General features: G+C 58.5%; 19 protein-coding genes and 3 pseudogenes. 7 read left to right on the forward strand and 15 right to left on the reverse strand.

Translation table 11 applies throughout. From position 1 onward, the window contains the following. Positions 1–196: 196 nt before the first annotated feature. Both benC and GKAS_RS25320 read left to right on the forward strand, forming a co-directional pair. Positions 197–1207: pseudogene (benC, locus tag GKAS_RS25315) on the forward strand (benzoate 1,2-dioxygenase electron transfer component BenC); the annotation flags it as partial. A gap of 33 nt (positions 1208–1240) precedes the next feature. Beyond that, positions 1241–2974: a cytochrome P450 gene (locus GKAS_RS25320; RefSeq protein WP_258557158.1), complete on the forward strand. Its 1734-nt coding sequence runs from the start codon at positions 1241–1243 to the stop codon at positions 2972–2974. On the opposite strand, the gene GKAS_RS13080 is transcribed toward GKAS_RS25320, so the two are convergent. Beyond that, entirely contained in the window at positions 2971–3888 is a 918-nt protein-coding gene (locus GKAS_RS13080) for a helix-turn-helix domain-containing protein (protein ID WP_035894764.1), read from the reverse strand. The two genes, GKAS_RS25320 and GKAS_RS13080, sit on opposite strands and share 4 nt — an antisense overlap. 310 nt (positions 3889–4198) lie before the next feature. On the opposite strand from GKAS_RS13080, the gene GKAS_RS13085 reads away from it, so the two are divergent. The 4 genes from GKAS_RS13085 to GKAS_RS13100 all read left to right on the forward strand — a co-directional run bounded on the left by GKAS_RS13085 (position 4199) and on the right by GKAS_RS13100 (position 8388). Beyond that, positions 4199–5935, forward strand: coding sequence for an FAD-dependent oxidoreductase (locus GKAS_RS13085; protein WP_035894765.1), 1737 nt, complete (start codon positions 4199–4201; stop codon positions 5933–5935). 14 nt (positions 5936–5949) lie between these two features. Beyond that, positions 5950–7068, forward strand: a complete 1119-nt coding sequence (locus GKAS_RS13090; RefSeq protein WP_035894767.1) for an NADH:flavin oxidoreductase/NADH oxidase — start codon at positions 5950–5952, stop codon at positions 7066–7068. Next, the gene (locus GKAS_RS13095) at positions 7065–7379 is read left to right on the forward strand and encodes an NIPSNAP family protein (RefSeq protein ID WP_035894769.1); all 315 of its coding nucleotides are present in this window, start codon (positions 7065–7067) and stop codon (positions 7377–7379) included. Before GKAS_RS13090 ends, GKAS_RS13095 begins: the two co-directional genes overlap by 4 nt. A gap of 109 nt (positions 7380–7488) precedes the next feature. Next, positions 7489–8388, forward strand: a complete 900-nt coding sequence (locus GKAS_RS13100) for a helix-turn-helix domain-containing protein (RefSeq protein WP_035894796.1) — start codon at positions 7489–7491, stop codon at positions 8386–8388. 3 nt (positions 8389–8391) lie between these two features. On the opposite strand, the gene GKAS_RS13105 is transcribed toward GKAS_RS13100, so the two are convergent. Then, entirely contained in the window at positions 8392–9207 is an 816-nt protein-coding gene (locus GKAS_RS13105; RefSeq protein ID WP_035894771.1) for an SDR family NAD(P)-dependent oxidoreductase, read from the reverse strand. 158 nt (positions 9208–9365) lie between these two features. On the opposite strand from GKAS_RS13105, the gene GKAS_RS13110 reads away from it, so the two are divergent. Continuing rightward, the gene (locus GKAS_RS13110) at positions 9366–9974 is read left to right on the forward strand and encodes a class I SAM-dependent DNA methyltransferase (RefSeq protein WP_035894772.1); all 609 of its coding nucleotides are present in this window, start codon (positions 9366–9368) and stop codon (positions 9972–9974) included. A gap of 21 nt (positions 9975–9995) precedes the next feature. Here the strand turns inward: GKAS_RS13110 and GKAS_RS13115 are convergent, their stop codons facing one another. The 13 genes and pseudogenes from GKAS_RS13115 to GKAS_RS13175 all read right to left on the reverse strand — a co-directional run bounded on the left by GKAS_RS13115 (position 9996) and on the right by GKAS_RS13175 (position 22522). Then, entirely contained in the window at positions 9996–11564 is a 1569-nt protein-coding gene (locus tag GKAS_RS13115) for an EAL domain-containing protein (protein WP_035894774.1), read from the reverse strand. Between the two features lie 326 nt (positions 11565–11890). Next, positions 11891–12219: pseudogene (locus GKAS_RS13120) on the reverse strand (DMT family transporter). Between the two features lie 17 nt (positions 12220–12236). Continuing rightward, positions 12237–12647 carry a DMT family transporter gene (locus GKAS_RS13125; RefSeq protein ID WP_035894775.1) on the reverse strand — a complete coding sequence of 137 codons (411 nt, stop codon included), beginning with the start codon at positions 12645–12647 and terminating at the stop codon, positions 12237–12239. A 34-nt stretch (positions 12648–12681) separates the two neighbouring features. After that, entirely contained in the window at positions 12682–13344 is a 663-nt protein-coding gene (locus GKAS_RS13130; protein ID WP_035894776.1) for a hypothetical protein, read from the reverse strand. A gap of 10 nt (positions 13345–13354) precedes the next feature. Then, a complete protein-coding gene (locus tag GKAS_RS13135; protein WP_035894777.1) occupies positions 13355–13975 on the reverse strand; it encodes a phosphate propanoyltransferase in 621 nt (206 codons plus the stop codon). Further along, positions 13972–14379, reverse strand: coding sequence for a BMC domain-containing protein (locus GKAS_RS13140; protein ID WP_035894780.1), 408 nt, complete (start codon positions 14377–14379; stop codon positions 13972–13974). Before GKAS_RS13140 ends, GKAS_RS13135 begins: the two co-directional genes overlap by 4 nt. A gap of 11 nt (positions 14380–14390) precedes the next feature. Further along, positions 14391–15338 carry a choline TMA-lyase-activating enzyme gene (cutD, locus tag GKAS_RS13145; RefSeq protein WP_035894797.1) on the reverse strand — a complete coding sequence of 316 codons (948 nt, stop codon included), beginning with the start codon at positions 15336–15338 and terminating at the stop codon, positions 14391–14393. A gap of 54 nt (positions 15339–15392) precedes the next feature. Next, complete coding sequence (gene cutC / locus GKAS_RS13150) at positions 15393–18779, reverse strand: choline trimethylamine-lyase (RefSeq protein WP_035894781.1); 3387 nt, start codon at positions 18777–18779, stop codon at positions 15393–15395. A gap of 78 nt (positions 18780–18857) precedes the next feature. Continuing rightward, positions 18858–19991: a 1-propanol dehydrogenase PduQ gene (locus tag GKAS_RS13155; protein WP_035894782.1), complete on the reverse strand. Its 1134-nt coding sequence runs from the start codon at positions 19989–19991 to the stop codon at positions 18858–18860. A gap of 15 nt (positions 19992–20006) precedes the next feature. Then, on the reverse strand, positions 20007–20264 hold the full coding sequence (locus GKAS_RS13160; protein ID WP_035894783.1) for a EutN/CcmL family microcompartment protein: 258 nt from the start codon (positions 20262–20264) through the stop codon (positions 20007–20009). Positions 20265–20290: 26 nt separating this feature from the next. Further along, complete coding sequence (locus tag GKAS_RS13165) at positions 20291–21889, reverse strand: acetaldehyde dehydrogenase (acetylating) (RefSeq protein WP_035894784.1); 1599 nt, start codon at positions 21887–21889, stop codon at positions 20291–20293. Positions 21890–21942: 53 nt separating this feature from the next. Continuing rightward, a complete protein-coding gene (locus GKAS_RS13170) occupies positions 21943–22221 on the reverse strand; it encodes a BMC domain-containing protein (RefSeq protein ID WP_015585230.1) in 279 nt (92 codons plus the stop codon). A 14-nt stretch (positions 22222–22235) separates the two neighbouring features. Beyond that, positions 22236–22522: pseudogene (locus tag GKAS_RS13175) on the reverse strand (BMC domain-containing protein). Positions 22523–22764: the final 242 nt, after the last annotated feature.

A 22764-nucleotide genomic window follows, 5' to 3' on the forward strand; every position in this document is an offset into this window, starting at 1 on the left:
TGCACAACAATAGCTATGTAATTAATAAGTCTAATCCCCAATTTCTCCACCCGATAAATGTGACCGCCCTCGCTAACCAAACAGCATGCCGGTTTTGTCCTGTTTAATGTCATCTCTGTCCGTTGTATCAGAACGCCATCCAGCATTTGATGAGGCATCAGATTTTCCGACCGCAAAAGCCTGGAGGATGAGAGAGATGACCCATCAGATTACCCTTCGTTTTGAAGACGGCGCGATGCAGACCATCACGTGCCGTACCGGCGAGACCGTTGCCGACGCCGCGTTGCGCGCCAGAATCAGCATTCCGCTCGACTGCCGCGACGGCGTCTGCGGAACCTGCAAGGCCACCTGCGCCTCAGGTGACTATCAGCATGGTGATTACGTTGACGATGCGCTCTCAGCCGAAGAGGCCAGCGCGGGCAGGGTACTGACCTGCCAGATGCGCCCGTCCAGCGACTGCGTGGTAGAGATAGCCGCTGTTTTAGATGCCGCCTGCGTGGCGACCTATCAGGGGCATATCACCGCCTGCCGTACGCTATCGCCGTCCACCTTAACGTTCTCCATTGCGCTAGATGACCGGCAAGCACTGAGCTTCCTGCCGGGGCAGTATGTCAACGTAACGGTGCCCGGCACTGACCAGACGCGCTCGTACTCCTTTAGCTCCGGGCCGCAGGATGCGGAGGCCTCGTTCGTGGTGCGTAATGTGCCGCAGGGGCTGATGTCGACCTGGCTTAGCGAGCATGCCCGCGTGGGTGATGCCATATCGTTTCGTGGGCCGATGGGCAGCTTCTACCTGCGCCCGGTGGAGCGTCCGCTCCTGTTTCTGGCGGGCGGTACCGGGATCGCGCCGTTCCTGTCGATGCTGGCCGCGCTGGTGGATGACCACGCCACGCACCAGCCGGTGCACCTGATTTTTGGCGTGACTCGCGATGAAGATCGGGTGGCGCTTGAAGTGCTCGACGACTTCGCGCGTCGGCTGCCAAACTTCAGCTATCGCTGTACCGTCGCCGACCCGGAAAGCGACTATCCGCATAAAGGCTATGTCACTCAGCATATCGATGCGGGCATGCTGAACGGCGGTGATGCCGACGTTTACCTCTGCGGCCCACCGCCGATGGTGGATGCCGTGCGCAGCTACCTGGACGCCGAAGGGCTGACGCCGCGCAACTTCTACTATGAGAAGTTTGCTGGCGCAGGGCAGGCGGCGCCGAGCGTGGTGGCACCGCTTGCCGCGGCGGATGTGGACGATGCCTTTGACCTGCGTCTGGCGCTGGAGTTGGGAGCCGTTCAACTGACCATGGGGCGGCTTAGTGGCGAGCAGTTGACCACCTTCCGTCGCCTGGCCGACGCCACGGCGGCGTTCGTCTCCGGGCGGCGTTTTATTGACGTGCCGCGTTACGTGGAAGCTAACCATGCCTTCCATCAGTTCCTGATTGAGGCTACCCGCAACGCGCAGCTGATTGCGCTCTACGCCCAACTGACGGTGCGTGACTATATCGACCGCGCGCTGACCATCAGCGTGGAGATTGTCGGTGACATCGTGCAGCAGCATCGGGATTTGGTCTCGGCCTTTGAATATGGTGATCTCAACGCCGCCCGCGATGTGCTGGTCCAGCACGCGCAGCACTCGCGTACCACCATGAGCCGGGCGCTGGCGCTGAAAACGGCACCTGCCGCCCCGCCGCTGACCGTCGCACCGTCTGTGCCGGAAGCCGAAGCCCTGCGCTGTCCGTTCCACGATCTCCTGCCGCCTTCGCTGCCACCGTATTCCCACGAACTGGCGTGGCCAGAGGGGTTAGCGCCCTTCAAAGTGGTGGATGACGGCGCTCAGGGCGACCCGTATGAACACTACCGCTGGATGCGCGAACATGCGCCGGTGCTTCGCTGCCAGTCGGCCACTACCGACGTCTGGTTCCTGTCGCGCTATGACGATGTCTACCAGGCGATTCGCAATCCGAAACTGTTCTCCTCCGAAGTGGTCAGCCCGCCGCCGCTGACCTTCCTCACCCTGTTCGATGCGCCGGGGCATACCCGCCTGCGCAAAGTGGCGCAGCCGTCGTTTATGCCGCTCTCGCTGGAGCCGTTTATCCCCGAAATTGAACGCCGCGCCGAAGCGCTGATTGACCAGATGCTGGCCAACGGCGGTGGCGATGTAGTGGAAGATTTTGCCATTCCGCTCAGTATCGCCACCATCTCGGCAATGATTGACGTGCCGAATGAAGACGAAGAGAAAATGAAGTTCTGGTCTGACGAAACCTTCAGCTACTTTGGCCGTCTGGCGCGCAACGCCCCCGGTACCGGCACCGATGAACAGAGCGCGATGGCCTTCTTTGCCTATCTGAAAGAGGCGATGGAGCGGCTCTATCTCAACAACAGCCAGTCCATCGGTGGCCATATTGCCCGTATGTGGAAATCGGGGATGCTGAACGAAAAAGAGGCCAAAGAGCTGTGCGCCTTCGTTTTTATCGCCGGGCACGATACCACCACCATTCTGGTGGCCAACGCCTTCCGCATGTTTGCCGAACAGCCGCAGCTGGTCGCGCGTCTTCGTGACAATGAAGAGGATGCCGACCGCTTTGTGGAAGAGGTGGCACGCTATCGTGGCACCGTTCAGCGGGTGAGTCGTATCACCACCGAAGCCACCATTGTTGCAGGCATAGAGATACCCAAAGGGGCGGTGATACGCCTGCTGCTGTCGGCGGCGAATCGCGATAGCCGCAAGTTTATTGATGGCGAAACGTTCAATATCGATCGCGACAGCAGCGGGCATCTCGGCTTTGGTAACGGCATTCACAAGTGCCTTGGTCAGCCGTTAGCCAAGCTTGAAACGCTCATTGCCGCGAAGCTGGTGGCGCGCAAGGTAGGAGAGATTCGCCTCGACCCGGCGCGCCCTATCCAGTACGTCCGCGGCAATAACCTCACCAACTCGGGCCCGGAGCATCTGTTTGTGCAGATGCGCCCTCGCAAAGATTAGGCGGAGCGTGACAGTCGGCCCTGTTCCTGACGACGGTATTCGGTGGGCCGCAGCCCGGTCTGTTTGCGGAAAAAACGACCGAAGTAGGCCTCGTCGCGAAAGCCGAGCTCGCGGGCTATCTGCTTGACGCTGAAGCTGGAGTACACCAGCAGCCGCCGGGCCTCGTGCACGGCACGGCGGTCGATAGCCTCAATGGCGGAGATCCCGAACGCCTCGCGACAAATACGGGTGAGCTGGCCGGCGGAAATGCCCATGGCATCGGCGTAGCTGGCTACCGGCTGGCGGGTACGGCAGCGTTCGTCGAGCAGCAGACGAAAGCGTTCAATGCGGGCGACCAGGGCGGCGCGGGCCGGGTTGCCTGCCAGACGCGCTTTTTCGCTCAGGCGGGCAATCTGCACGAACAGCGCAATGGTCAGCGCCAGCCCAGCGGTGTACTGCCAGCGTTCCGGGTGTTCCGCCTCACGGCCAATAGCATCGAACAGTGCTTCCAGCGGTGCGCCGCGGCGGGTTGCCGGATCAACGGCCAGCACCGCAGGCGTACGCACAAAGGTCAGCAGTTCAGGGGCGGCGGTCATGGCGACGGACTCAATTGCCGACTGCACGGTAGTAATGACATGCCCATCAACGTCATTGCGAAAACGAAAACCGTGGACGGAACGGGCCGGAATAACCACCAGACACGGCGCTTCCAGCTGCCATATCTGCCCGTCAATCGACGTCTCACCGCCGCCGTGGGTGATGTACAGCGTCTGGATGAGCGCCTCGTGAAAGTGCGGCTCAATCTCGAATCCGAAGCGGCTGGCCCGCGACGGAATACGCTCATGGTGCACGCTTTCAACGGCAGTGGGAGAGTCCTGTGCGCCGTAAAGGGCGTAGTTAGGCAGCGTTCGGCGGGCGTTTACGTGAGCGGGCATGATGCCGGTTTTGTCCTGTTTAACTGAATGGCGCCTTGATGGCGAATAACATTAATTCGGTGATAAAACGCGCAATTGCGCAAGTGCTGAATCTTCATCTTGTGACGTGAGTAGGGCGGAAAAACTCAGCTTCTCTATAGCGGTGAGCGCAAAAATTTGCGCCAGAACACACTTCTTCGCAATTGTCGAAAAGTGCAGGTTTTGGTGTGAAAGTCCCCTTCTTTTTCCACAGTGGGCTGTGAAAAATGCATATGTAACGTTTTTATAACATCAGCAAAATAATAAAAATCATTCATCTGTGAGGTACCCTATGGCTGTAGAACTCCCCGTCCGCGAGTGCGACGTACTGGTGATTGGCAGCGGCGTCGGCGGGCTATCGGCTGCGGTGACCGCGGGCCTGAATGGGCTGGATGTCCAGGTTATCGAAAAAGAGGCGGTCTTCGGCGGCACCACCGCGTTTTCCGGCGGCGTGCTGTGGATCCCCGACAACCATCTGGCGCGCCAGCAGGGTATTGAAGATAGCCAGGCCGCGGCGCGAACCTACCTGCAGGGCGAAGCAGGCGACAGCTTCCGCCCGGAGGTGGTGGACGCCTTCCTCAAAAACGGCCCGGACATGCTGCGCTTTTTTGAAGAAAACACCCGCTTTCGCTGCAACCTGTACCAATACCCCGACTACCATCCCGATGCCCCCGGCGGCGTGATGCGCGGCCGCTCGGTGGTACCGGAGGCGTTTGATATCCGTGAACTGGGCAAGTCCATGCGGCGCCTGCGCAAACCGCTGCGCACCATCACGTTCATGGGGATGATGTTCAGCTCCTCAAACAACGACCTGAAGCACTTTTTTAACGCCACTCGTTCGCTGAAATCTTTCGCCTATGTGGTTAAGCGCCTGAGTCGCCACCTGCTGGAAGTGGTCCGCTATGGGCGCGGGATTACCGCCAATGGCGGCAACGCGGTGGTCGCTCGCTTAGCCTGCTCCGCACACGATCTCGGCATACCGATTCACACCGGCGTGGCGGCGAAAGATTTGATCGTGGAACGCGGCGTGGTGCGCGGTGTGGTGGTTGAACTGAATGGTGAGCGGATTAACCTGTTCGCCCGACGCGGTGTGGTGCTGGCCTCCGGCGGTTTTGCCCGTGACGACGCGCGATTAAAAAAGCTCTATCCGCACGTGCGCCGTGGCGGCATTCAACTTTCCCCGACGCCGCCCGGCGCGGATACCGGCGACGGCATTGCGATGGCCGAGCGCATTGGCGCTCGCTTTGACGACAGCTATGCCAACGGGGCTGCGTGGATCCCGGCCTCAAAGGTGCAGATTGGCCGTCGGTCGTATGTGTTCCCGCATCTGGTCGACCGCTATAAGCCCGGTTTTATCATGATCAACCGCCACGGCGTGCGCTTTTGCAACGAGGCTGACTCCTATCACGATGTCGGTATCGCCATGCTTGAAACCTGCCGCGAAGACCGCGAAACCTTCGCCTGGCAAATCTGCGATCGCCGGGCGCTGCGTAAATACGGCATGGGGTTTGCTAAACCTGCGCCGATCCCCGTCTCGGTTTACCTGAAAAGCGGCTATCTGCTGGAAGGGAAAACCCTGAGCGAGCTGGCGCAGAAAATGGGTGTTCCCGCTGAAACGCTGGTAAGCACCGTTAACCACTACAACGCCGACGCGCGTCAGGGCAAAGACCCACAGTTTGGGCGCGGTGAGTCGGCTTATAACCGCTATCTCGGCGATGCCAACCATCAGCCGAACCCGTGCGTCGCACCGATAGCACAGGGGCCGTTCTACGCCGTGAAGCTCTATATGGGCGATCTCGGTACCTTCCACGGTCTGAAAACCGACGGCGAAGCGCGGGTGCTGGATAACCAGGGGCTGCCAATTCCGGGGCTTTACGCCGCCGGTAACGAGATGGCGAGCGTGATGGGGGGAAGCTACCCAGGGGCCGGGATCACCATCGGCCCGGCGGCCACCTTCGGCTATATCGCCGCCCGCAGCATGGCGGCACGCGGTGATACGGCATTGCAGCCAGAGCGCGAAGCCTCATAAATCAGGAGAGTATGATGTCTACACTTTTTAGTCCATTACAGGTCGGCCCGCTGACGCTGGCAAACCGTATTGTTGTCCCGCCGATGTCGCAGTACTCCGCGCAGGCGGACGGCATTGCCACGCCCTGGCACGCCCAGCACATTGGCGGACTGGCGATTTCCGGTGCCGGAATGGTGATTTGCGAGGCCAACGGCGTCACCGCGGACGGGCGCATTACCCCGCATTGTCTCGGGCTGTGGAATCGCGAGCAGGCGCAGGCGCTACAAAAATTGCTGGCTGATATTCGTACCTACAGCAACACGCCGATTGGCGTGCAGCTCAACCACGCGGGCCGCAAGGCGGGCACCAATGCGCCGTGGCGTAATCAGGGGACATCGCTATCGGATGAAGAGGGCGGTTGGCCGACGGTGGCCCCTTCAGCCATCCCGTATAAACCCGGTTGGCGCGTACCGCAGGTGTTAGACGAAGCGGGAATGGCGCGCATTACCCAAGGCTTTGTTGATGCCGCCCAACGGGCGCTGAACGCCGGGGTCGATTTTATTGAGCTTCATGCCGCCAACGGTTATCTGTTGAACCAGTTTCTCTCACCGCTTAGCAACCAGCGTGAAGATAACTACGGCGGTAGCCCGGAAAACCGCATGCGCTTTCCGTTGCAGGTGGCGCGAGCGCTGCGTGAAGCTTGGCCGAAAACCCGTCCGCTGGGCGTGCGCTTTAACGGCGGCGAATTTGCTGAAGGTGGGTTATCGCTTGATGAAGCGGTAAGGTTTGCCCGCGAACTGCATGCGCTCGGCTACGACTATCTGCACGTTTCCGGCGGCTATAACATCTACAACCAGACGCCGGATGCCGACAAGCCTGGCTATATGGTGCCGTTTGCCGACGCGGTGAAAAAGGCGCTGCCGCAGGCGGTAGTCATTACCGTCGGGCTGATTTACGAAGCGCCGCAGGCCGAGGCGATTGTGCAGGAAAAACGAGCGGATCTGGTGGCGATTGGCCGTGGGATGCTGGATGACCCGAACTGGCCGATTCACGCGGCTATCGCGCTTGGCGAAACCGCGCCGTGGCCAAAACCTTACGATCGCTTTGGACCGCTTGGCTGGCCGACGCATCAGATTCAGGAGGTTAAATCATGACGTTGCCGATCATCGATCACCGTATTTACACTATTCGTCTGCGTAAAATGAACGAGTTTCTCGAGGTATTTGACCGTCTGGCGATGCCGGTGCTGCGAGAGACGCTGGGCAACCCTCTGGGGTTTTACACCAGTTTAGTCGGCCCGCAGAACCAGTTTGTGCACCTGTGGGGTTACGAGAGCCTGGCGGAGTATGAACGCCGTAGTTACCTGCGCGACACGCATCCGGATTTTGCCGCCTATCTTAAAGCTTCTGAGCCGTTTATTGTGGCGCAGGAGACGCGGTTGATTCGGGCGACGACGATAAAATAAGCTAATAAAACGTAGGCCTGATAAGCGCAGCGCCATCAGGCAACCCAGTGCAGATTGCCGGATGGCGGCGTTGCCTTCTCCGGCCTACATGTTTACCAACGGAGGCACCATGAACCTCGCCAACAGCATCCCGGTTTTCAAACTCTACGGCGAAAGCTGGCACTGGCCGACGCCGGACCTCCTGCACTGCGAGTCGATTCAAAGCCGCAGCAGCCTCTATGACTGGAGCATTCGCGCCCATCAGCACACCGATCTGGTGCAAATCCTCTATATTCAACAAGGGCAGGGTGAAATTGAGATTGAAGGCGTCCGCCAGCCGTTCACCGACGCCTGCGTGCAGATTATGCCAGCGCTGTGCGTCCACGGCTTTCGCTTCTCGCCGGGAACGCAGGGGTATTCGCTGTCGCTTGCCGCGCCGCTGGTGGCCAAGTTTGAACAACAGTTTGGCCGCCCGCTGCAGGTGCTAAGCCGCGCCGTTCACGTGCCGGTTGGTGACGCGGGGGCGCAAATTCATACCCTGTTTCAGACGCTACAGCAGGAGTACCAGGGCGATAACGACGCGCGCGACATGATGCTACATTCGCTGCTCAGCGCGCTGATGGTCTGGCTTAACCGTCAGACCTGCGGGCCAGTTGAAGTGAGCGATAAGGTAGAACGCAAACGCACCGCCATTCGCCGTTTTAACCAACTGGTGGAAAACCACTACCGTGAACATTTCCCGCTGGCGCACTACGCCCGCCAGATTGGCATGTCTGGGGTGCATCTCAATACGCTATGCCGCGAGTTCCACGGCTGCAGCGCGCTCAGCGTGCTGCACCAGCGCCTGTTGCTGGAAGCTAAACGCAGCCTGCTTTATACCAGCATGACGGTCAGCCAGATTTCGGACTACCTCGGCTTTAGCGATGCCACCTATTTCTCCCGTTTTTTTCGCCGCAGCACCGGCCTCTCGCCGCGTGATTTTCGCGAGAAGCCGACGCAGGAATACGCTGAACCTGCTCAGGCTATGTAGCGTTTAACGGGTAAAGCCCGGGCGCGGCAATTTGCCCATCAGCATGGTCGGCAGGCCGCCGTCGACGCCAATTTCCGCCCCGTTGATATAGCTCGATTTATCGCTCAGCAAGAACAGCACCGCATTGGCAATATCGTCCGGTTTGCCAATGCGCTGGCTGGCGGTAAACGCCTCACGGCTCTCACGTACGCCCGGCTGCGCGTAATACTCGGCGGTCAGCGCGGTTTCAATCATCCCCGGGGCGACCAGGTTACTGCGAATCCCGTCCCGACCCCATTCCACGGCAATCTGCTGTGACAGCAGACCAACGGCGGCTTTACCGGGACTATACGCGCCGCTCCACGGCTGCGGAATGCGTCCGGAAATGGAACCGATATGCACAATGCTGCCGCGCTTTGCCGCTCGCATATCGTGGGCGAATTCGCGGGCGCACAGCAGGTAGCCGGTCAGGTTGACGTTGAGCTGGGTCTGCCACTGTTCAAGACTAATGTCCGCCAGCCCCGCCGGGCGTAAAATGCCCGCCGCGTTGACTAGCCCATCGCAGGGGCCGAGCAGCGAACGCACGCTTAGCGCCGCTTCTTTAACCTGCTCTTCGCAGCTGACGTCGCAGGCCACCGCCACGCGTTTTCCTGGTAGATGCTCAAGCTTCTGCCGTACCGTCTCGCAACGCTGTGGGTTGCTGTCGAGTAGCGCGACGTTGGCGCCCTGTTGCGCTAACGCGGTGGCAATGGCTTCGCCGATGCCGCTTGCCGCGCCGGTGACGGCAAATACCTTGCCGCTGAGATCGAGCCAGTTCTGGAAAGCGTGCTGTTCAGTCATGGTTTTCTCCACGTTTTAATAGGGTACAGATGCTCTGTCATTGTTTGATGCACGGCGGGGAAAGGGAATGCACGAACGACAACCAGACGGGGACTTTTGTGTATGAGATGGGCTAATCTGTGAATTCAGTACGCCACTCCACCACCATGAGGCCCACGATGGACCATCCAGCAGCACGCACGATTCTTGATCTTTACCAGCGTCACGCCGAGGCGTTTTACCAGCAACGTTCACGCACGCTGTTTGAGCAGCGCTGGCTGGATAAACTGCTGGCGGCGATGGGGAGTGCTGGGCGAATACTCGACCTCGGCTGCGGCAACGGCCAGCCGATTGCCGACTATTTTATTCAGCAGGGCTGTGCCTTGACCGGCGTCGACGGCGCGCTGGCGATGCTGTCCCGCGCCCGCGCGAATTTTCCCCAGCAGCGCTGGCTGCACCATGACATGCGGACGTTAAATCTTGATGAGACCTTCGACGGGCTGATTGCCTGGGATTCTTTCTTCCACCTCACCCAGGACGACCAACGCCGCATGTTTCCCGTCTTTGCTCGTCATAGCCATCCCGGCAGCGCCTTGATGTTCACCAGCGGCACAGGTCACGGTATCGCCATGGGGGAATTTGAAGGGGACCCGTTGTTCCACGCGAGCCTGGCGCCCGACGAATATCGGTCGCTGCTGGCGGCAAACGGTTTTGCGGTGCTGGAGATGAAAATGGAAGACCCCGAATGTGGCGGGCATACCGTATGGCTGGCGAAGCAGGCTGGGTAGGGCAAAATAGAATCCGTATGACTACCGTTCATCGCCAGCATGGCCAAGACTATCCTCAGCCCAATCAATAAACGCCTCTGCTGGCATCGGTTTGCTAAAAAGCCAGCCCTGGCCTGAGGTAACGCCGCGTGCCTTCAGCCATTCACGCTGGCTTTCATGCTCTATCCCTTCCGCAACCACCGATAAATTCAGCGATTTTGCTATCTCAATAATATGGTTTACCACCGGATTGCATTCCAGGGTGTCAACAAAGGTTTTATCGATTTTAAGCGCGTCAACCTGCAGATCGTTGAGGTAGCTGAGGCTGGAATAGCCGACGCCAAAATCGTCGATATAAATCGTATAGCCCTGTTTGCGATAAGCCTCTAGAGCCGGAATTGCCGTTTCGCGTGCGACCAGATCGCGCTCGGTTATTTCAATAGCAACCTGCGTGGTGGAAACCTGCCAGCGCTGAACCTGTTGATGAATGAGCGTGGGCAGCGTGGCTGATTGCAGGTCAGCGGCGGCGATATTAATCGAAATGTGCATCTCAGGATGTTGAGCTAGCCAGTGGCCTAATTCGTTGAATACGCTGTGGACGATGTACTCGGTTAGCGGACCGATGACCCCCGTCTGTTCGGCAACGGGGATAAACACCTCTGGCGATAGCCAGCGGCCATCCGGCTGCTGCCAGCGAGCCAACGCCTCCGCGCCGACGACTCGCCCATCTTCCAGCGAGACGATGGGCTGATAGTGCACGGTAATTTCTCCGGCTTTTATCGCATCAAGAATACGATAGTGCGATGACTGCAGACGACGCAGGATCCGCAGCACGACAAACGATGCCAACGCGCTTAACACCAACCCAATCGGCAGCCAGAGCAGCAGCTGGTGAAACCAGTTGGTATCAATAGGTTTGGTGGCCGACCAGGTTATTAACGTCGAGCCTACCGGCGGCAGCGGTTGCTGTTTATACACGATGCCGTCGACTTCAAGCATCGGCTGGTCGTGGTGCAGAACGTTTTGCCAGGCATCAGGAGCAATCGGGTGGTTGCTGGCGATCACGCGGAGGCCACGGTCGGTGATAATAGCCGCGTAAATCGGGTAAGAGGGATGCGGCAGCACATCAATTAACGAGTCTGGGTCGATCACCGCCATATATTTCCCATGGCTGATGGCAACCATATTGTCATCGGTCTGCAGGTCGTGACGTGAGGTGAGCCACACATGGTAGCCAGCAGGCGTGACAAATTCGGAGCCAGGGACTTTTTCTGCCAGCGTATTTCGTATCAGTTTGCAGCGTTCATCGTCGTCATTGAGGTAAAAAATACGCTGAATGTACTGATGAATATAAGAGACTTTCTGGATTAACAGCTGGTGCTCAGGGCTGCAGGGAACGCCGTGAAAACGGTTGACCTCTTCAAGGGCGATACGGGTTTGTTCTTTGACGCGCTGGGTTCTCGCTTGAATGCGCTCGGCGTAGCCATCCATTTCCTGCAAAAACAGTTCATGGGCCTGGCGATGCGCCAGCCAGAGACTCAGGATTATGGGCAAAAAGATGGAGACGATCAGCACGCTCGTGATGTGTCTCACTGGTCGCTGAGCGGGCATCAATAATCCTTAACGATCGCGCGGGAAGTGGGAAAAGTACTCAGGGCGATAATTATATCGCTGGTAAACCATCGAGGCTATATCAATATGAAAACTGTACCTATTATCAGATTTTTCGATGAGATGGTGGGGAGCGCAATACTTATTTTGGATGAAATTGAGGGCTAAAAAATGGGGATTTTCATCCCTATCAGGCAATGATATTGCGTTGTTGTCGTTTCGCAACGCCTCAGGAAGCGTTGCATTTGGCAGACGGATAAAATGGCCTACATGATCGGCATATTTGTGGCTAGCCTTCCCTTTACAGGGAAGGCCATCGTCAGGACTTACATACCGGAGAAGACGTTCATGATAATCCCGCCGCTGATAATCAGCAGCATGGCGAAGATAGCCGGAAGGTCGGGCTTCTGCTTGTAGAGGATCATGGAACAGATCGTGACGCCGACGATGCCAAAGCCGCACCACAGCGAATAGGCCACGCCGACCGGAATGGTACTCATCGCGCGGGTGAGCGCGAAATAGCATAGCCCGTACGCGCAGACCACCAGCACCGAGGGTGCCAGTTTGCTAAAGCCGTTGGTTTTTTGATCATTGACGTGCCGGTAATTTCGGAGCCGATAGACAGCGCCAGCCATAAAAATCCAAGATTAAACATGAGCGATTCCTTTTGCGTTAGTTAGCGATATTTTTATCGAGTTTGGTGACCGGGGCGGGCGGCGTCTCTTCAGCGTCTTCGTGACCCATTTTTGAGAACAGGTTCATGATGACGATACCGCTGGCGATAATCGCCATGCCGATGATGGCGGCGGTATCTGGATGCTGGCCGTAGAAGGCCATACCCAGCGTTGAAACCACCAGAATACCGGTACCGGACCAGGTGGCGTAGGCTAACCCAACCGGAATATCCTTCACCGCGCGGGACAGTGAGTAATAGCACACGCAGTACAGCACAACGATCAGCGCCAGCAGCAGGGTTTTGGTCATCCCTTCGCTGGAGTCGAACATTTTAAGCGTTGAGGTGGCCGAGGTTTCTGAGACGATAACCAGCAGCATCCATAGCCAGCATTTTGTTTTCGAAGACATCTTCTACACTCCAGGTTTTATTATCGAGGTAAGGTTATTTTGTCTTTGTTTTGACATAGTCGACAGCAGCATCGGTCAGCACCGCGTCAGGTTTTCCGGCCAGCGACGGATTATTGACGATATCTGTGACAGTCAGATAACGACGGGACGTCGTAAGCGGCGCGGTTACGGCTGCCGTTGCGCCCGTTTCCAGCTTCTCAAGCAGTTCATTCATCGTACACAGCGTCACCCCGCATGCTGCCAGACGGGCAAGGGTGGCGTCGATATGCGCGGTATAGGCGCTGTCGACGACCGCGCCGCGCAGCTGGTTTAGCTCACTGTGTGGACAGCAGTGATAGCGCAGTGCCAGCACCGGAACACCCGCCAGCAGCGCATCGTGCAGCCGACGCGCCACCGGGCTTTGTAGCGTGCCGTTGACCAAATCTGCCGCCTGGGGATAGTCGAGAAACGGCAGCAGCAGCGCTTTATAGCCTATCGGCGGCTCGCCCGAAAGCGGCAGAACCTCCCCAAGTTGATGCCACGCCGCGGCGTCCTCAAGACTTTCATCCATCGCCAGCATCAGCCGCTGCCCGCAGGCTGCCAACCGTTGACGGATAGCCTGACTATAGCCCTCGGCGGCGGTCACCATCACCAGCACCGGTGGCCGTAAACGCTGGAGGATCTGCGCCACCAGACGGTCAGTCTGTTGCTCGGTCATCAGCAACTCCTTAGCCTATCAACGTGACCGGCGCGCCGTTCTTCAGCCCGGCAGCGTTGGCCTCTTCGGTATCGATATGGAACTCAAGAGCGAAATCGTCGCGCACGCGTACCACCACTTCATCGAAGGTGAGCTGCCGCTCGCCACGGCTGCGAACGCTAACCTTCTGGCCGTTGTGGACGTTAAGCATTCGGGCATCCTGCGGCGACATATGAATATGTCGCCAGGCGCAGATCACCTGCGAGTGCAGCTCAACGTGGCCTTTTGGCCCCACCAGCAGCGCATCACCGGCGTTCTCCAACTGGCCGGATTCCCGCACCGGGGCTTTAATCCCCAGGGCAAAGCAGTCGGCGCGGGAGACTTCCAGCTGCGTGGTCGGGCGGGTCGGGCCGAGTACGCGAACCTGGGTCAGCGAGCCTTTTGGCCCGACAACGGTCACGCACTCTTCGGCGGCGAACTGCCCAGGCTGACGCAGCGGCTTAAACGGCGTCAGCGCATAGCCCTTGCCGAACAGCGCTTCAACATCCTGCTGCGACAGATGAACGTGGCGGTTAGAGACGCCCACCGGGATGGTAGGCGTTGCCTCGTGCAGGCGGGCGCTGATTTTTTCCTGTAGCAGGGCGTCAATCATGCCTTTTTCCCTTTCTTGTGCGCGGCGTTTTTCTCTTCCACAGCCGTTTCCTGTGGCGCGGCGAGTTCGACCGGAACGTCATGGGCGGGTTCAACTGGCGTGGCAGGCTCTGCTTTTACCCGTGGTGGATGCCCCTTGAGGGTGCTTAGCGCTTCAACGATGCAGCGTTCCGGGCGAGCAATCACCAGCGAATTGGCCGGCAGGTTAATCGCCTTAACGACCGCCACGCCGCGTTCGATAGCGGTGTGAATGGCACTGATCTCCCCTTCAAAGCAGACGCTCACTAGCCCTGATCCTACCTTGCGATAGCCGATGCAGGTGACGCCTGCGGCTTTACAGGCCGCATCGACGGCCTGGATGGCGGCGACCCATCCTCGTGTTTCAATCACGCCTAAACTTTTCATTCTCGGCTCCTTTAGTGACGCACTAAGCGAATATCAAAATCAAATCCGGCGAAGAAGGTCTCTAGCTGGTTCAGCTCTTCTACGCTGTACGACGGGTCTTGCAGAATCGGGTAGGGCATATCCAGGCGCTCATACTTTTTGCGCCCCAACTGGTGGTACGGCAGCATATCGATGCGGCGGATATTGCCGCGCTTCGCCAGCTTCTGGACGTAATCAATCGCCCCGGTAATGGCTTCCCACGAGTCGTTGTAACCGCGCACCAACGGCATACGCACAATCACGTTAGCGCCGGAGTCCACCAGCCACTCGAGGTTGCGGCGCACCCCTTCGTTGCCGATGCCGAACAGCGCTTTGTGGTGATCGCTGTCGATCTGTTTGATGTCGAATAAGAAGGTGTCGGTGACCGGCGCCAGTTTCTGGTAGTTCGCAAGCGGCGTAGTACCCTGGGTCTCGACGGCGGTGTTGATCATCATCTTCTTGCATTCGCTGAACAGGGCGACGGCAAAATCGGTTTGCAGGCTCATCTCACCGCCGCCGATGGTCACGCCGCCGCCGGAGGAGATGTAAAAGTCATAGTCCTGCATGATGATGTCCATCAATTCGCTGACGGTGACATCTTTGCCCAGAATATCCAGGGCGTGTTGGGTGCAAATCTCTTCGCATTTGCGGCAGCCGATGCAGTCTTTATTACGGTTGACGAAGTGCTTCATCTCGCCGTTTTCTTCCGCACGGTAGTGAATGCCCGCCGGGCAGACGTTCACGCAGTCGCCGCAGTTAATGCATTTATCCTGGGAGAACATCACCTGAAACTGGCTGCTTAAGCCTTCCGGGTTGGCGCACCACGGGCAGCGAATGTTGCAGCCCTTAAAAAACACCAGCGTGCGAATGCCGTCGCCGTCGTAGATCGAATACTTCTGAATATTAAAAATTCGACCGGTTAATTCTTGTGTATTGCCAATCACGCTTGCCTCCTGAAAACTGCGGACGTCCTTGTCCAATTGCTGTCCGTGTTATCAGAACTTCTCAATCACCGTACGGCTGATGATCTCGTCCTGAACTTCCTTGCACAGCTCCACGAAGTAGGCGCTGTAGCCCGCCACGCGGACGATCAGGTCGCGGTATTTCTCCGGCTCCTGCTGCGCTTTTTTCAGCACTTCGTTATCGACGTAGCTGAACTGCATCTGGCCGTTGCCAAGAATCGATGCGGTGCGCAGCAGGGTGATGAGACCGTAGCGGCCTTCCGGGGTATCGAGCAGCCCTTTGAGGAACTTGAAGTTGTGCACCATGCCGATGTTCATGGTTTCCACGTTCATCTTGCTGACCGACTTAATGATGGCGGTTGGGCCATGCTTGTCCGCGCCCTGAGTCGGGCTGATGCCGTCGGAGAGCGGCATCCACGCCAGACGCCCGTTCGGCGTGGCGTTGGTAAGCTCACCGATTGGCGTGTTGTTAGAGATGGAGAGCGTGCCGTGGCTCAGAGTGGAATAGAGCATCTTGTACTTGCGGCACTCGCGCTCGGTCCACTCGGTGATATCCAGCGCGTACTGGTCAACGTAGTTATCGTCGTTGCCGTACTTCGGTGCGTTCAGGCAGTCGCGGCGCAGCCCTTCGAAACCTTCAAAGTTCGCCAGCATCGCATCGCGCATCTGCTCAAGAGTGTATTTTTTATCTTCGAATACCAGCTTGCGGATAGCAGCCATCGAGTCGACGTAGGTCGCCAGACCGGAGAAAATCAGCCCCGGACCGTGGTTGACCATCGCGCCACCGGCAGCCACGTCTTTGCCTTTTTCCATGCAGCCTTCAACCAGCAGCGACATCAGCGGCTTCGGCGCGACGTCGCGGTGTACGCGCTGGCTGATAACCGTACCAATTGCCGACAGGCGCACGATATGGGCAATCTGCTGTTTCACCGCGGCGTCGAACTGTTCGAAGGTGTGCAGGTCGCGCAGGTCGCCGGTATCCAGCCCCTGGTAGCTGTCGAACAGCACCATGCGGCCGCGGTTTAAGACGAACTCAATGGCAATTGGCCACTGGGTGTAGCCGGTGGAGGTCCACTGGTAGATGCGGCCAGATTTCTGCGGTTCGACGCAGCCCATCAAGCAGTAGTCGCGCGCGTCTTCAAAGTCGAAGCCTTTGCGCAGCATCATCTTGATGTGGGAATCATCGAAGTGACAGGCCGGGAAGCCCATGCCCGCTTTCACCACGTCGACGATTTTTTCCATGTACTTCTGCGGCGACTGGTTGTGAATACGGCAGGCCAGCGACGGCTGGTAAACCTTCACAAAGCGCACGGCGTCCATGATCAGATAGGTCAGGTCATTACAGGCATCGCCGCCTGAACGCTTCTGGCCGCCAACGGTCAGGTTGATAAACGGCTGATAACCGGCGAAGTACTTCGCCCCCAGTTCGCTGGACATCCACATCAGTTCGGCGCATTTGATGATAAATGCCTGCAACAATTCCAGCGCGGCGTCATGAGTCAGGCGGCCTTCGCGGATATCGGCTTCAAACATCGGGTAGCAGTACTGGTCCACGCGGCCGAGCGACAGCCCGGTCTGGTTCTCTTCGATTTCAAACAGCGATTCGACGGTCCAGATGCTTTGCAACGCTTCCTGCAAGGTTTTCGGTGGGTTGGCCGGGACGTTCTGGTTCACGTCGGCGATGGTCAGCAGCTCGGCGCGGCGCTGGGCGTTCTGCTCAACGGCAGCCAGTTCGCGGGCGCGTGCGGCGATGCGGTGCGAATAGTTAATCACCCCTTCGCAGGTTTCAATCGCCGCTTTGTAGTAGTAAATACGGTCGATATCGTCCGGATTCTCCATGCTCAGGCTGGCGAGGTGTGCCTCGGCATCGGCTTTAATACCGTTCATCCCTTTGGTGAACAGCAGCACGTCGTAGCCCGGGCAGGTATCGCCGCCGCCGTTGATCTGGTGGTAGGAGAGGTCGCTGACGAAGGTTTCGCCGCTGAAGGACCAGACGCCCGCCTCGCGGTACTGCGCTTCGCAAATTTCATCCAGCGAGCGGCCTTCCCAGAACGGCACGATCTCTTCGCGGATGGTTTTCTTATCTTCTTCGCTGATTTCGAACGGATCCTGCGGACGGGTGCTCATGGTGTCGAGCTCGTCGCGTACCCAGCGCCAGGCGATATCCGGCGAGAAGGCCCCGGCGCGCGGCTTACCGCACGGATGGCCGACGATCAGCTCATCGTCCTGAATGAGAATCGGCGCGGTTTCGCAGGCGTGACGGAAGGCTTTGGCACGCAGCAGGATGGTCGGCATGCCCGGGTTGGCTTTCACCACTTCGGTAAAGGCCAGCGCGCGATAGATGGAGACGCTTGGGCGCACGGTCAGGTAGTGGTTGCGCAGGCGCTGCATGCGCGGGGTCAGCCCTTCCGCCGTAGTGGTTTCAGTACAATTGGCGAATGGTGCAGCGGAAACGGACTGTTTACCGCTGAACAGACGCACCGGCAGATGCAGCGCGCTGAGATTGTGCTGGGCGCTCTGGAACATGTCAGACAGGGCGTTGATGCGCGCATTTTCAAGGCTCCCGCCGTGCAGCAGGGCATCGAACATCGGGTAGCCGTCAATCGCGCTGGCGGCGCGGACTTCGCTTAATTCTGCGAGTTTAAACCACAGGCACTCAACAATTTCATAGGCCTGGGCTTCGGTTAGCGTGCCGTTGGCAATATCGTGCTGGTAGTACGGCAGCAGCGCTTTGTCGGCGCCTTCCGGGTTGACGGCGTAGCTGCCGTTGTCGAGCTGAAGCGCCAACTGGAACAGATAAAACGCCTGGCAGGCTTCTTTGAGGCTGCGTGCCGGGTGGGCCGGAACGTGGTGCAAAATAGCAACGCTGTCTAACAGCTCGGCTTTGCGATACGCGTTGGTTTCAGCGGCGGCTAACTGCTCGGCGCTGTGGGCGAGATTTTGCGCCAGCGCCATTAGCCCATCGCAGGCGTAAATCGCGGCGCGGCAGCCGTTGACTTCATCCATGCCGCTGCGGCTGACCGCGCTGCCGAGCGTACGGGTTTTCTCTTCCAGTTGGTGTTTAATCGCCAACACACCTTTCTCGACCACCAGCTTGTAGTCCGGGGAGTCGAGGTCGCTGTTCAGATTAAGGAACTGGAACGCCGAGGGGCGGCTGGCGGCGGCTTCATCATGGAAAATCGCGCCGTGCGGCTTGCGTGTCTGGTTGCCGACGATCAGCTCATCGGCGCTGATGGTGAGCGGCAGTTGACGCATCAGTTCATAGAAGCGGCGCGCCGGTTTAACGGCGGCAGGAACGCCAGCGATATCGCTATCGAGCGCGTTCAGGGTGGTGGCATGTTCGGTGCACAGGGTGCTTTTTTGTGAGAGTAAACGTTCTGCCAACACTTTGACGCGCGGCGTTAAGCTGTAGTGTGCCATGTAGTATTCTCCAGATGTTCTTATTGGGTGCCGGCATTTTGCCGGGTGGCGCTGCGCTTACCCGGCCTACATCAGGCGTTACCCGTAGGTTCGGCGATAGAGTTCAGTGAGCGCCTGCGCGTCCGGCGCACGTGGGTTGGTCGGAGTGCAGCTGTCGCGCAACGCCTGCCCAACCATTTCCGGCAATCGGCGCTCAAAATCGGTGGCATCGACGGCGGTATCACGAATGCCCGCAGGCATCTGCATCTCTTCTTTCAGCGTTTCAATGGCTACCAGCAGGCTGGCAACGCCTTCGCGGGCACTGCTTGCTGGCAAATCCAATAAATGCGCCAGCCGGGCATATTTATGGGCGGCGGCGGTATCGCATTGGCCGTCAAAATCGGCGTTCCACGCCACGACCTGCGCCATCAACAGGGCGTTAGCGCGGCCATGCGGCACGCGGAACACGCCGCCCAGCGCGTGCGCCAGGCTGTGGGTGATGCCGAGCGAGGCGTTGGTAAACGCCATGCCCGCCATACAGGAGGCGTTGTGCAACTTCTCCCGCGCCTGCAAATCCTGGCCGTTGCGCCAGCAGGTGGGCAGATAGCGGAAGACCTGCTGCACCACTTTTTCGGCCAGCGCGTCGGAAAAGTCGCTGGCGGCGGTGGAGACGTAGGCCTCCAGCGCGTGGCACAGCACGTCCATTCCGGTGTCGGCGGTAATTGCCGGCGGCACGGAGGCCACCAGCGTCGGGTCAAGAATGGCGATATCCGGCAGCAGCGACGGGTCGACCAGCACCAGCTTCTCAGCGTTAGCTTTCACCACCGAAAAGCTGGTGACTTCCGAACCGGTGCCGCTGGTGGTGGGGATGGCCACGAAGCAAGGGCGCGCGCGTCCTGCGTCCGGGCGGGTTTGCGCCAGGGCGAAAATAACCGCTTTGGCGGCGTCAATCACCGAGCCACCGCCGAGTGCGATGACCAGGTCCGGATAGCGGCTGTCCATCAGCTTCATGCCGCGTACCACGGTGGCGATGTCCGGGTCAGCCACCACGTCGTCCCAGATCTGGAATGCAATGCCGCGATCGCGCAGGATATTGGTCACTCGTGAGGCGAGGCCGAACTTGACCATCGCCTGATCGGTGACCAGCAATACGCTGTGGGCGGACACGTCGGTCAGGGCCGACAGCGCGTCCTGACCAAAGCAAATCCGGGGTTTCAGCAAAAATTCACTCATTGGGTTATTTACTCCTTAGGCGTCCCGAAAGACGTTCTCGACAATGGCAACCACCGACATCGCCTTGTAACGGTCCTTGTTGAGCGCGAAGTACTCTTCCGCCAGCACGATGTCGTGCATGCCTGCGCCGACGCTATCGACGGCGACCCAGGTTCGGTTCTTCATGGGCTGCTGGTCGTCATCCAGCTGTGTGATCATCAGCAGATTGCTGCCGCGCAGCTCATCGCATTTCTGCGTGGCGACGACATGTCCGGTTACCTTTGCGAGAATCATCGTTTTAATCGCCTTATATCAATGCGTTACTTGCCTAAGCGCTCAAGCACCTGACGGATAACGCGCTCCACGTTCTGCTCGCTGATTTCACCTTCAACCTCTGCCGTGGCGGCCGCCGCGAAACGGTTGTCGTCGTGAGCGCTGATGGTGCTGGCTGGGGCTGTGGAGGTGAAGCGCGCGTCGTCAACGATGCTGCGGCGCGGGTCAACCGGCTGGCTGGTGATCGTTGGCTGCGGTTCCACGCGGCTGCTCGGTGCGCGCAGTTCGTCGATAGAGCGCACGCCGTAGCCCACTTTGCGGATATTGAGCAGGTTCATTGGACCGACGTTATCGGAGCTGGAGCCGCCGCCTACCGCGCCGCAGCCTAAGGTCAGCGCCGGGGTGATGTTGGTGGTCGCGCCGATGCCGCCGAGGGCCGCGGGCGTGTTGATCAGAATGCGGTTAACCGGTTTTTCGAGGCAGAACTGGCGGATAACGTCCTGGTTGCGGGTGTGGATCACCAGCGTATGGCCAAGGCCTTCGTTGGTCAGTAGCTCCACCACGCGGTGGCAGGCAGCTTTCCAGTCCTCTTCCACGTACAGGCCGAGTACCGGGCACAGTTTTTCACGTGAATACGGGTTTTTATGGGAGACGGTAGTCTGGGCGGCAATCAGCACGCGGGTGCTGGCCGGTACGCAGAAGCCCGCCATCTGGCTTAAATAGAGCGCCGTTTTGCCCACCACTTTCGGGTTGATGGTGCCGTTCGGACGCAGCAGCAGGGCTGCCATTTTCGCCGCTTCGCCTTCGTTCATAAAGTACGCGCCCTGGGCTTCCAGCTCGCGATGCACCTCGTCGTAAATGCAGCGTTCGACGATGATCGACTGCTCAGACGCGCAGATAACGCCGTTATCAAAGGTTTTGCTGGTGATGATATCTTTCACCGCGTGCGGGATGTCGGCGCTGCGTTCGATAAACGCCGGGCCGTTGCCCGGACCGCCGCTGATGGTTGGCGTACCAGAAGCGTATGCCGCGCGTACCATGCCTTCGCCGCCGGTCGCCAGGATCAGCGATACATCTTTGCTGTGCATCAGTTCAGAGGTGGCTTCCAGCGTCAGTTCGGTCACGCCGTCAACGATACCGGCCGGTGCGCCCGCCGCTTCTGCCGCGCGTTTCACAATCTCAATCGCTTTCCAGCTGCACTGGCGTGCACCCGGATGCGGGGAGAAGATAATCGCGTTACCGGCCTTCAGGGCAATCAGCGTTTTGTAGATGACCGTTGAGGTCGGGTTGGTTGAGGGGACCAGCGCGCAGATAACGCCCAGCGGCACGCCCACGTCCATCACTTTCTTTTGTTGATCGTCATGAATGATGCCGACGGTCTTCATATCTTTGATGGCGTCGTAAACGCGCAGCGAGGCAAAACGGTTCTTCAGGACTTTATCCTGCCAGTTGCCGAAGCCGGTTTCTTCCGCGGCCATTTTCGCCAGCGCTTCGGCGTGATGCGCCGCTTCCTGGGCCACGTTTTTCACGATGGCGTCGATTTGCTGCTGCGAAAAGGTGGCCATTACCGCTTGCGCTTTTTTGGCGTTGCGCACCAGTTCTCGCGCGTTCTGGCGAGAGAGCAAATCGGTATCCAGTTCAATCATGAGTCTATCCTTCATCAAACGAAAAGAGTGCAGACGGGGCGTGCCCGGTCAGGTCATGCTTTATGCTGCGATGCGATTTTTTCGATGTCGTTATGCGGGCGTGCAATAACGCGGGAAGTGACGACTTCACCGATGCGTTTTGCCGCTTCCACGCCGGAGTCCACCGCCGCGTTGACCGCGCCGACGTCACCTTTGACCATCGCGGTGACGAGGCCAGAGCCGACGTTTTCGTAGCCGATAAGCTCGACGTTGGCGGCTTTGCACATGGCGTCTGCGGCTTCGATACAGGCCACCAGACCTTTGGTTTCAATCAGACCAAGCGCTTCTTTCATTATTTTCTCTCCGGTTATTCGCTAATTTTGTAGTGCGAGACAATCTTGTTTTGATGTCGTTATGCGGGCGTGCGATAACCAGCGAGGTCACCACTTCACCAATGCGCTGTGCCGACTCCACGCCGGAATCCACCGCCGCTTTCACCGCGCCGACGTCGCCTTTCACCATCGCGGTGACGAGGCCGGAACCGACGTTCTCGTAGCCAATCAGTTCAACGTTGGCGGCTTTACACATCGCATCCGCGGCTTCAATGCAGGCCACCAGACCTTTGGTTTCAATAAGCCCTAATGCATCACCCATTGCTTCACTCCTCAAAACAGGTTGTGTGATTTCAGGAAAACCGTCCGTGTCACGGCGTTAACCCACGGCAGCGGCGTTCGGGGTTCACTATAGGGATTAGCCTGTTGGTTGGAATTTAAATCTGAGTGATGTACTTATTTAGATAAATGCTCTGCTATTTAGCCTTTTGTGGCCGATGATTTATCTTTTTATGCTGCGGAGAGGGGCGGAATTATAACGGGTATAAGGCGATTTATTCCGTG

This window comes from Kluyvera ascorbata ATCC 33433 (genome assembly GCF_000735365.1).
GTDB classification, from domain to species: Bacteria; Pseudomonadota; Gammaproteobacteria; order Enterobacterales; family Enterobacteriaceae; genus Kluyvera; species Kluyvera ascorbata.

Coding starts and splice junctions, on each gene's coding strand:
- GKAS_RS13080 (WP_035894764.1), bottom strand. CDS start 3,888: ATGCCCGCTCACGTAAACGCCCGCCGAACGCTGCCTAACTACGCCCTT.
- GKAS_RS13085 (WP_035894765.1), top strand. CDS start 4,199: ATGGCTGTAGAACTCCCCGTCCGCGAGTGCGACGTACTGGTGATTGGC.
- GKAS_RS13090 (WP_035894767.1), top strand. CDS start 5,950: ATGTCTACACTTTTTAGTCCATTACAGGTCGGCCCGCTGACGCTGGCA.
- GKAS_RS13095 (WP_035894769.1), top strand. CDS start 7,065: ATGACGTTGCCGATCATCGATCACCGTATTTACACTATTCGTCTGCGT.
- GKAS_RS13100 (WP_035894796.1), top strand. CDS start 7,489: ATGAACCTCGCCAACAGCATCCCGGTTTTCAAACTCTACGGCGAAAGC.
- GKAS_RS13105 (WP_035894771.1), bottom strand. CDS start 9,207: ATGACTGAACAGCACGCTTTCCAGAACTGGCTCGATCTCAGCGGCAAG.
- GKAS_RS13110 (WP_035894772.1), top strand. CDS start 9,366: ATGGACCATCCAGCAGCACGCACGATTCTTGATCTTTACCAGCGTCAC.
- GKAS_RS13115 (WP_035894774.1), bottom strand. CDS start 11,564: ATGCCCGCTCAGCGACCAGTGAGACACATCACGAGCGTGCTGATCGTC.
- GKAS_RS13125 (WP_035894775.1), bottom strand. CDS start 12,647: ATGTCTTCGAAAACAAAATGCTGGCTATGGATGCTGCTGGTTATCGTC.
- GKAS_RS13130 (WP_035894776.1), bottom strand. CDS start 13,344: ATGACCGAGCAACAGACTGACCGTCTGGTGGCGCAGATCCTCCAGCGT.
- GKAS_RS13135 (WP_035894777.1), bottom strand. CDS start 13,975: ATGATTGACGCCCTGCTACAGGAAAAAATCAGCGCCCGCCTGCACGAG.
- GKAS_RS13140 (WP_035894780.1), bottom strand. CDS start 14,379: ATGAAAAGTTTAGGCGTGATTGAAACACGAGGATGGGTCGCCGCCATC.
- cutC (WP_035894781.1), bottom strand. CDS start 18,779: ATGGCACACTACAGCTTAACGCCGCGCGTCAAAGTGTTGGCAGAACGT.
- GKAS_RS13155 (WP_035894782.1), bottom strand. CDS start 19,991: ATGAGTGAATTTTTGCTGAAACCCCGGATTTGCTTTGGTCAGGACGCG.
- GKAS_RS13160 (WP_035894783.1), bottom strand. CDS start 20,264: ATGATTCTCGCAAAGGTAACCGGACATGTCGTCGCCACGCAGAAATGC.
- GKAS_RS13165 (WP_035894784.1), bottom strand. CDS start 21,889: ATGATTGAACTGGATACCGATTTGCTCTCTCGCCAGAACGCGCGAGAA.
- GKAS_RS13170 (WP_015585230.1), bottom strand. CDS start 22,221: ATGAAAGAAGCGCTTGGTCTGATTGAAACCAAAGGTCTGGTGGCCTGT.